This is a genomic window from Methanosarcinales archaeon (assembly GCA_014859725.1).
Lineage (GTDB): Archaea > Halobacteriota > Methanosarcinia > Methanosarcinales > Methanocomedenaceae > Kmv04.
Genome location: JACUTQ010000120.1, coordinates 1 through 7,095, shown reverse-complemented (window position 1 = coordinate 7,095; position 7,095 = coordinate 1). Strand labels below are relative to the sequence as shown.

Below are 7,095 nucleotides of genomic sequence, written 5' to 3'. Positions count from 1 at the left end.
CCCCCACACCACAAGGGCAGGCGGAGCAGATCGGGACGGGCACACGGGCAGAGTGAAGGCGAGAAGGGGCGGCGGGAAAGCTGAAGAAGGGACGTGGGGCAGTGTCAGTGAAGAATATTTGAAGTATGGAATGATGAAAACAATAACTATTATTACCTATTCAAACAATCAAATTATATATGAATGCTATGGCGGATAAAGAAATTATCACACATTTATTGAAAATAGAGGATCAACTTATCCATCTCAATTTAAAAATTGAGAACTTTCTTGGTATCGAAGAGTTATCATCAGAAGAGAGTGAAGAGCTTGATAAGATCGAAAGAGAGATGGATAAGGGAAATAAATTTTCTATTCAAGATTTAGTATGACTTTTAACATGTCTTTAAGTAAAAATGCAATTTCATTTCTTGAAAGCATTTCTTCTAATGACAAACAGAGAATAATTGAGAAATTAAAACAGTTAGAACAAAACCCGTACAGCCTACCATATAAGAAAATAAAGGGAAGACAGAGGACATATCGTATAAGAATTGGAGATTTTCGAATTATTTATGCTGTCCATGAATCTGAAATTAGAATTTTAAAGGTTGGAAGAAGAGAAGGCATTTATAATTAGATCTATGTGGCACTGGGAATTCTTTTCTAACGATACAGATTGAGATTGTATTTCTTTTTTTCATAATTATATTTCAGGCGGTGCCCCCTGCAAACACCCACCCAGGCATCCATCTCAATTCATACCATTCCTTACATCCTAAATGGAATTATTCTATTTTACCAAACGGAGATTAATTTATATAAGTTATTTTTCGGTGAAACCTTAGTTAAAAATTAATGAATTACGCAATACTTTTATTCAGCGCCATAATCATTTGTGCTACATCAGGTTCGTTTGTAAACCCTTTTCATATCCCAGATGAAATGCGAAAAAATATATATGAGTTTTCTTAAATTTCATGAAAATTCTATTTTTTCAACAAACAAGTTCCTATCACCAATAACAGGAATATTAAGATCATTGGTCATGGTCACCCTTATTGTATGAACACCTTCATCCAGTATTATTTTCCCGTATGGCACATCTATATGTGATCCACTGTCAACCTCTCTTTCACTCAAAATCATCCCGTCCACTTCGATCCTGCCAATGGGCCAGCCTTCTGGTGATAATGGCCAGTGTGCTTCTGTACCCCAGCCTGTCAGGATGATATTATATTCACCATTGTGTGAAATTAAAAAATCTGCGATAAGTTCTGATGGGTCGCCCTCTCCTGATGAATATTTTATCCATTCATTGAATTCTACTTTTGCTGAATTCACAATAAAGACTATTTCAGCAGTCCCTTCATGTAATCCAGGAGATCGGGCGGTGATCACTCCCAATCCCAGTTCGTTTGAAGTTATAAATACACTGCCGCTGCCGTGGGAACTGGTAATTATTTGATCATTACTCAGATGTCCTTTATTGCTGGTCAGGTTGATGAGATGGCCTTCAGATTTGACACTCTTTCCATCATTACCGATTATCTGGACTGTGACCCTTGAGGCAGTTTCATTATTGGCTGGAATTAAAACCGGACTTGTTGACAATAATACTCCATGAGGTAGACCCACATTAGTATCCGGGTTTATGTAAGCATAGAAATCATCTGTCAGGTGGGATATTGTATATACATTGCCTCCATCATTTACCAGCTCAAATACCACAGACTGGCTATTACCGGTAAGCACAACTCCCTGATGAGGCTCGTTTATAGTCCAGTGACCATCATTCAATATACCCTCCCTGAAATGTACATTATCATCAAGTTTGACCCGAATTTTTCCAGTATATCTTAACTTAAAATAAACCACATCATCATAATCTGTGATCAGTCCGGGTGGTGTGTCTTTGAGAATTCCATTATTATCCGGGTCAGGGTCCACACCAAAAGATATGTATTCCAGGTTGTCAGGCAATACAAGTTCAAAACTCCTGATATTTCCAGTGGGTGCCTGTAGATCAGAGATGGGCCTGGAATACCCAGTTTGCATTATTTCAATAGAGGACTTTACTTCCTCAATCTGTCGTTCCATTATGGCAGTATCCATAGGTGGTTGGGCATTTTTCAAACCTATTGCTACTATCACTATTATTATACCCACGATTGACAGATAGACAACCAGTTTCAATGGTATAGTATCGGCACCTTGTTCATCTTTCCACAATTTTCCACCTGCCCAGTACAGAAGATAACAAAGTATATATTATTTGATGTTTAAGAAGGCAGAATCGGTGGGAATATGGAGAATTACGATATTAACGGGAGGATAGAATCCTTTGATCAAAGTGTTCGAAGCCTGGATCGGCGGCTGCGTGCAGTAGAGAGGAGATTGTCCGCAAGTAAAGATGGAAAGGTGATTACCCTTATTGAGAATGTTGGTCCAGACCAGTTTATAGATCCTGATATCCAGGAATTGCAGATCGAGGTGCAAAAGTGTCAAAGTATTATTGAAGGACTAACAAAGGATCTTGAAACAGTGAGATCAAACGATCTGAATCATGAATCTATAAATTCGATACAGCAGGAAATTCAAGTCATAAATGATAAAATGGAAGGGCTTATCGAGGTACAGAAATCCCTCAAAAATGATGCATCTGCTTCACTGGATTTATTAAACAATACTTACCAAACCGAAATTGCAGCACTAAAAGAAGAACTGAAAACTGCAAAACTTAGAATTCAGCGTCAGGAGAATCTTAATAAGATCTCGATAGGTAGTATTAAAGTACCAATTGAACTGTCCGGAATAATGGCTTCAATTGCATTGATCGTTACAGGGTATTTAATTTGGGCTGACAGGTGGGATATTATTCGAACAACCTATTTCCCGTTATGTCTGGCAGTGCTATTTGCTTCTGTAGTGACTGTTAAATTTATTATTACGAACAGGCAGCCAGATATATCATAATAATTTGTCAATCATCTACCACTTTCAAAGCATAATCATTCTGATAGTCTGCAAATCCATCTGCTTTAACAACCAATTTTAAATATCCTTCTCCAACAACTTTGATCGAAGATGTATCAACGACAAGTACAGCACGCCCATCCCTCTCTGTCAGTCCGGAAGCTGAGCTGTCAAGACCGAAGATTACCACAGTTGCCCTTTCTACTGAGTCTCCATCCACATCAATAACTTCAACAGTTACGTTTTTTGTACCGTTATTGGCATGTAAAAGGCTGCTAGTTGTACTGTTTTCAATGCCGATAATATCGCCGTGGATGCTCCGGGGAACTACATTCAGATCCCCAATTACAATTATCATTGCACCTAGACCTGCCATGCCCACAATGGTCAGTACAACCATTCGCATTGGCAGGCCAACGGCCCCTGCTTCATCCTGAAGCATGTTTAGGTTAGCAGGATAGCAGTTTCATCTATATAATCATGGAATCCATTAGCTTTTGCAACCATTTTGAGGTCTATAGAATCCTGGTTTATACGAATTAGAACCTCGGGAACTGTAACAGTTGTCTGGCCGGTGGCATCTGTTTTGTTAGAACCCATACTACCTCCTCCTGATATGATTATACTGGCTCCTTCCACTGGATTATTATCACGATCATAGACGGTCATTACGACATCTATTGATGTCTTTACACCATTTTCGATATTGGCATTAGAACCATTATTGTTGTGAACAGATATTAGTTCTACTTCCATATTCTCCTTAGCCTCTGGTATTATTGCCAGAAGAGCAGCAAGAGCTACCATTCCTACAACAAGCATTACTACGATATTTATTGGTAATTCCATACCATTCTCATCATTTCGAAATAAATTGTCAGCTTTATGCATATACTCCTGCCTCTTCCTCAGCAACATCATAGAACATATTTAAATTTTGCGAAATTTATTCACACTATTGAAGTAAAAAGTACCCGGCTAACCACAACTGAAATGGTGAAAACCAAAATAGAAACGGGCAATATGTGACCCAGTTCATACATGAACTGCGCCTTATCCCCCCCATATTCTATACCACCAGCGAATCGTACCAGAATGATGACTAAGATGATCATGTAGACGCCTATAACCATAGTAAACATATCCGGATGTATGCTTTGTTCCATTCCTCCTCCTACATCTGCCATTATAGTTTCCAATCCTATATCCTGTGGAAGTCTGCTGGCCTCAAGAGATATATTCTGTAGTATCTTCTGGATCACTTCTGACAAAGCTAATGTAACACCTGCTATCAATGGTGCAAATATCATGGCAGTGGATTTCATTGTGGATGTCACATCATACAGGGAACGTTTAATGTTATCTTCCACTTCCTGCAACTCCTTTAAATGGTCTGCCAGTTTCACGATGGCTATGCCTGCTGCAATATGGCTTTTATGTACACTTTCGGTGAACAGTCGCATGGTGGTAAGTACCCTTTCTGAATAGATGTTCCTGAATGCACCGTATTCCGGATCGAAAATGGCTCCCTTTAACGTTGTTCTTATTATCGACAGATTTCCTGCAACATCGTGAAAGGCATCTCCGATACGGGTACCTTTCATGGTCTGGGAGGTCTGTATGAATGCCCATTCCGGAGAGCGGCCTTCACTGATACGCCGCCCTAATATGAATAAGGCATCTGAGAACTGGCGCTCGATCTCTTTAATACCGTCCCTGATGTTTTTATATGGAGTATATACCCCAATGGTATAGATCGTGATGAACACTGTGGCGCCCCATATCAGCGAAAATGGTGCCGGTATGTAACCGGTCATGGCACCTGTGCTAACGATACCAAAAAGATTACCATTAGCCAGCCAGAGATATCCTGATGAGCCTATTAAAATTGACACAATCAATGATACCAGTATCATGCTGCGCTTGATGCTTTTAATATTAGCAAGTCCGGGATGGTCATCAGGAATATCAGGGGGGGGAAAAGTTGCAGGGCGTTGAAGCAGGATATATTCTGCATAACAGAAAGTGGCCAGAGGCAGGATAAGATTATACACAAGTATCAATGTTACCGTATCTATCCGCACCCCCACAATGCTCATGGCAGGCAATAGTGCTACCAGGGCAAGCGGTATCAGTATGAAGATACTGTACAGCACATATGTGGGTGTTTTCAAACGGGCTGCGAACCCTTCCATCATGTGCTTCGTACCTTCAAGCACTATGTCGAGGCTTTTGTTCAGCGTCATTATCCTTTGTGCTTCATCGGGTTCGTTTGTACTGCTCTTTACCAGGTGCAGGGCCCTTTTAAAATATTCGCTGTTCTTGCCCCACTGGTTAGCAAATGAAATAAGAGCTTCATCCATGCTTGTGTAAACCCGTACATGCATATCCCAGATGAGTTTTCGCAGATCACTGGCTAAGGGACGGTCTGAATTTGCAGCAGCAAACGAGATGGCACGTTCCATGTTGGATACCAATTTCATGCTCATGACAATATATGAGAGGATCTCGGGGATGTCACCCAATGAATGTATCTTCATGAACCGTGCATGTATCTTCGGATATTCGCTGAGATATATCAACAAGACCGCAGGTATTAATAGAGTGGTCAGGATCATGAAAATAATTGTATTCGAGCCGAATACAATGAATTTGAAGAGAAAAATATCCATCACCAATAATAATATAAAAGCGGAAGCAGACCCTGAAATAGCAAGTATCTGGGATTGGTATGGCTCAACATCAAGTCCGCAAAAGTTCAAACTATCAAGAAATTCCTGGCTGACAGAATCCTCACTCTTCTTTTTGAAGCGTTCAACATCAATAAGCCGACCAAACAAGTTAACTGAGCTCTTACAGGCTCTTGGATACCAATTATCGGACATTTAGGTCCCACCTGATGTATGAATTGAACTGGAAGTATTTAGTAATAATGATAAAATTTTTTAAAAAATGGTTAAGTATATGAAATAACTGAAAGAAGCAAAGCATCCCGGAAAATGTGAAACCCTGTTAAGGAATTTCGATCTCCAGGATCGTTGCTAATCACAAAATTTATAAATAATAAATACAACACTTAAAGACTTATACATTAATATATTGTAGTTCTTGTCATGTGAGAGATTGGGTCAAAATGGAATATACTTCTAGAATTATGTATGCTGGATTATTCGTATGCAAACTGACACCCATAATTAGTGGATGTATCGACAAAAAAGATCTTGGAGGTATAGATGAAAATTTCACCCAAATTCTGACTTCAGTTAAACCCGATTCGGAAGTTCCACCTGCACCCCAACAACTCTTTATAAATCATTATTCCAGTGAAACCTTCCAATTCCGGGGTCATAATATAATGATCTCTGATTTAGCCATATCTCCGCATCTGGTTGAGGTTACTGTTGATGGGGACACAGAAACCATAGAGATAAACCGCAGCACCAAATGCCCGGGAAATCACTGTGGTTATTATGCCACTAAAGATGACATCGATTATTCGATAAAGCCTGTGGTCCGGACATATAATGAAACGGGTGAAAGAATCTGGTCTTTCGAGACCTGGAATAGCCAGGAATTATATTTTGAAGCTAATTAGGGAATAAATTGATAGGTTAGGAGAAAATTATGAGAAAAATTACTATAGGTTTGTTTGTGCTTTGTTTGATTTTGATGATGAATAGTGTAACTGCGGTTCCCAGCGGGAATTACTTTAAACAGATAACAATTGACCATAATTATGTCAACGGCTCGCAGACAGATTTTCCGATGATGATTAACATCACCGACACAGATTTAGCAGAGAAAGCACAGGCAGACGGTGATGATATCGTTTTTTTCAATTCTGATAATACTACTCAACTTGACCACCAGATAGAAGGCACGTTTAATTCTGCTACAGGTAATTTGAAAGCTTGGATCAGGATACCTGAACTGTCGAATACCACCAATAGTACAATCTACATGTACTATAACAATTCGGATGCTAATAATACTGAAAATTCAAGTGGTGTGTGGGGTGTGAATGCGTCAGGAATATGGTTGATGGATGAGGGAACAGGGACCGCTGTCAATGATTCAAGCGGGAATGAGAATCATGGTGTTAATAGTGGTGCTGATTGGATAGCTAATGGGTTGGATTTC

At 39.6% G+C, this 7,095-nt stretch carries 10 protein-coding genes; 6 read left to right on the top strand and 4 right to left on the bottom strand.

All coding sequences use genetic code 11. The features are described 5' to 3' along the window. From IBX40_09640 to IBX40_09630, 3 genes are all read left to right on the top strand, one after another. Positions 1 to 199 (top strand): hypothetical protein (locus IBX40_09640; protein ID MBE0524577.1); only part of this gene is annotated, 199 nt, incomplete at its 5' end. Further along, entirely contained in the window at positions 189 to 371 is a 183-nt protein-coding gene (locus IBX40_09635; GenBank protein ID MBE0524576.1) for a hypothetical protein, read from the top strand. The genes IBX40_09640 and IBX40_09635, both read left to right, overlap by 11 nt. Then, positions 368 to 619, top strand: a complete 252-nt coding sequence (locus IBX40_09630; GenBank protein ID MBE0524575.1) for a type II toxin-antitoxin system RelE/ParE family toxin — start codon at positions 368 to 370, stop codon at positions 617 to 619. Before IBX40_09635 ends, IBX40_09630 begins: the two co-directional genes overlap by 4 nt. A gap of 338 nt (positions 620 to 957) precedes the next feature. Here the strand turns inward: IBX40_09630 and IBX40_09625 are convergent, their stop codons facing one another. Then, a complete protein-coding gene (locus tag IBX40_09625) occupies positions 958 to 2,211 on the bottom strand; it encodes a hypothetical protein (protein ID MBE0524574.1) in 1,254 nt (417 codons plus the stop codon). A gap of 75 nt (positions 2,212 to 2,286) precedes the next feature. On the opposite strand from IBX40_09625, the gene IBX40_09620 reads away from it, so the two are divergent. Next, positions 2,287 to 2,955, top strand: coding sequence for a hypothetical protein (locus IBX40_09620; protein ID MBE0524573.1), 669 nt, complete (start codon positions 2,287 to 2,289; stop codon positions 2,953 to 2,955). Between the two features lie 7 nt (positions 2,956 to 2,962). Here IBX40_09620 and IBX40_09615 read toward each other — a convergent pair whose 3' ends face one another. Genes IBX40_09615 through IBX40_09605 form a run of 3 tightly spaced genes read right to left on the bottom strand, consistent with a single transcriptional unit; the run spans position 2,963 to position 5,840 of the window. Beyond that, positions 2,963 to 3,397 carry a hypothetical protein gene (locus tag IBX40_09615; GenBank protein MBE0524572.1) on the bottom strand — a complete coding sequence of 145 codons (435 nt, stop codon included), beginning with the start codon at positions 3,395 to 3,397 and terminating at the stop codon, positions 2,963 to 2,965. Between the two features lie 2 nt (positions 3,398 to 3,399). After that, a complete protein-coding gene (locus IBX40_09610) occupies positions 3,400 to 3,846 on the bottom strand; it encodes an Ig-like domain-containing protein (protein ID MBE0524571.1) in 447 nt (148 codons plus the stop codon). Between the two features lie 59 nt (positions 3,847 to 3,905). Further along, positions 3,906 to 5,840, bottom strand: coding sequence for a hypothetical protein (locus IBX40_09605; GenBank protein ID MBE0524570.1), 1,935 nt, complete (start codon positions 5,838 to 5,840; stop codon positions 3,906 to 3,908). Positions 5,841 to 6,088: 248 nt separating this feature from the next. Between IBX40_09605 and IBX40_09600 the strand changes: the two genes are divergently transcribed. Both IBX40_09600 and IBX40_09595 read left to right on the top strand, forming a co-directional pair. Next, positions 6,089 to 6,550: a hypothetical protein gene (locus IBX40_09600; GenBank protein MBE0524569.1), complete on the top strand. Its 462-nt coding sequence runs from the start codon at positions 6,089 to 6,091 to the stop codon at positions 6,548 to 6,550. Between the two features lie 29 nt (positions 6,551 to 6,579). Next, positions 6,580 to 7,095 (top strand): DUF2341 domain-containing protein (locus tag IBX40_09595; protein ID MBE0524568.1); only part of this gene is annotated, 516 nt, incomplete at its 3' end.

What these genes read in the sequence shown, in the direction of transcription:
- IBX40_09635 (MBE0524576.1), top strand. Translation starts at nt 189, where the DNA reads ATGGCGGATAAAGAAATTATCACACATTTATTGAAAATAGAGGATCAA.
- IBX40_09630 (MBE0524575.1), top strand. Translation starts at nt 368, where the DNA reads ATGACTTTTAACATGTCTTTAAGTAAAAATGCAATTTCATTTCTTGAA.
- IBX40_09620 (MBE0524573.1), top strand. Translation starts at nt 2,287, where the DNA reads ATGGAGAATTACGATATTAACGGGAGGATAGAATCCTTTGATCAAAGT.
- IBX40_09615 (MBE0524572.1), bottom strand. Translation starts at nt 3,397, where the DNA reads ATGCTTCAGGATGAAGCAGGGGCCGTTGGCCTGCCAATGCGAATGGTT.
- IBX40_09610 (MBE0524571.1), bottom strand. Translation starts at nt 3,846, where the DNA reads ATGCATAAAGCTGACAATTTATTTCGAAATGATGAGAATGGTATGGAA.
- IBX40_09605 (MBE0524570.1), bottom strand. Translation starts at nt 5,840, where the DNA reads ATGTCCGATAATTGGTATCCAAGAGCCTGTAAGAGCTCAGTTAACTTG.
- IBX40_09600 (MBE0524569.1), top strand. Translation starts at nt 6,089, where the DNA reads ATGGAATATACTTCTAGAATTATGTATGCTGGATTATTCGTATGCAAA.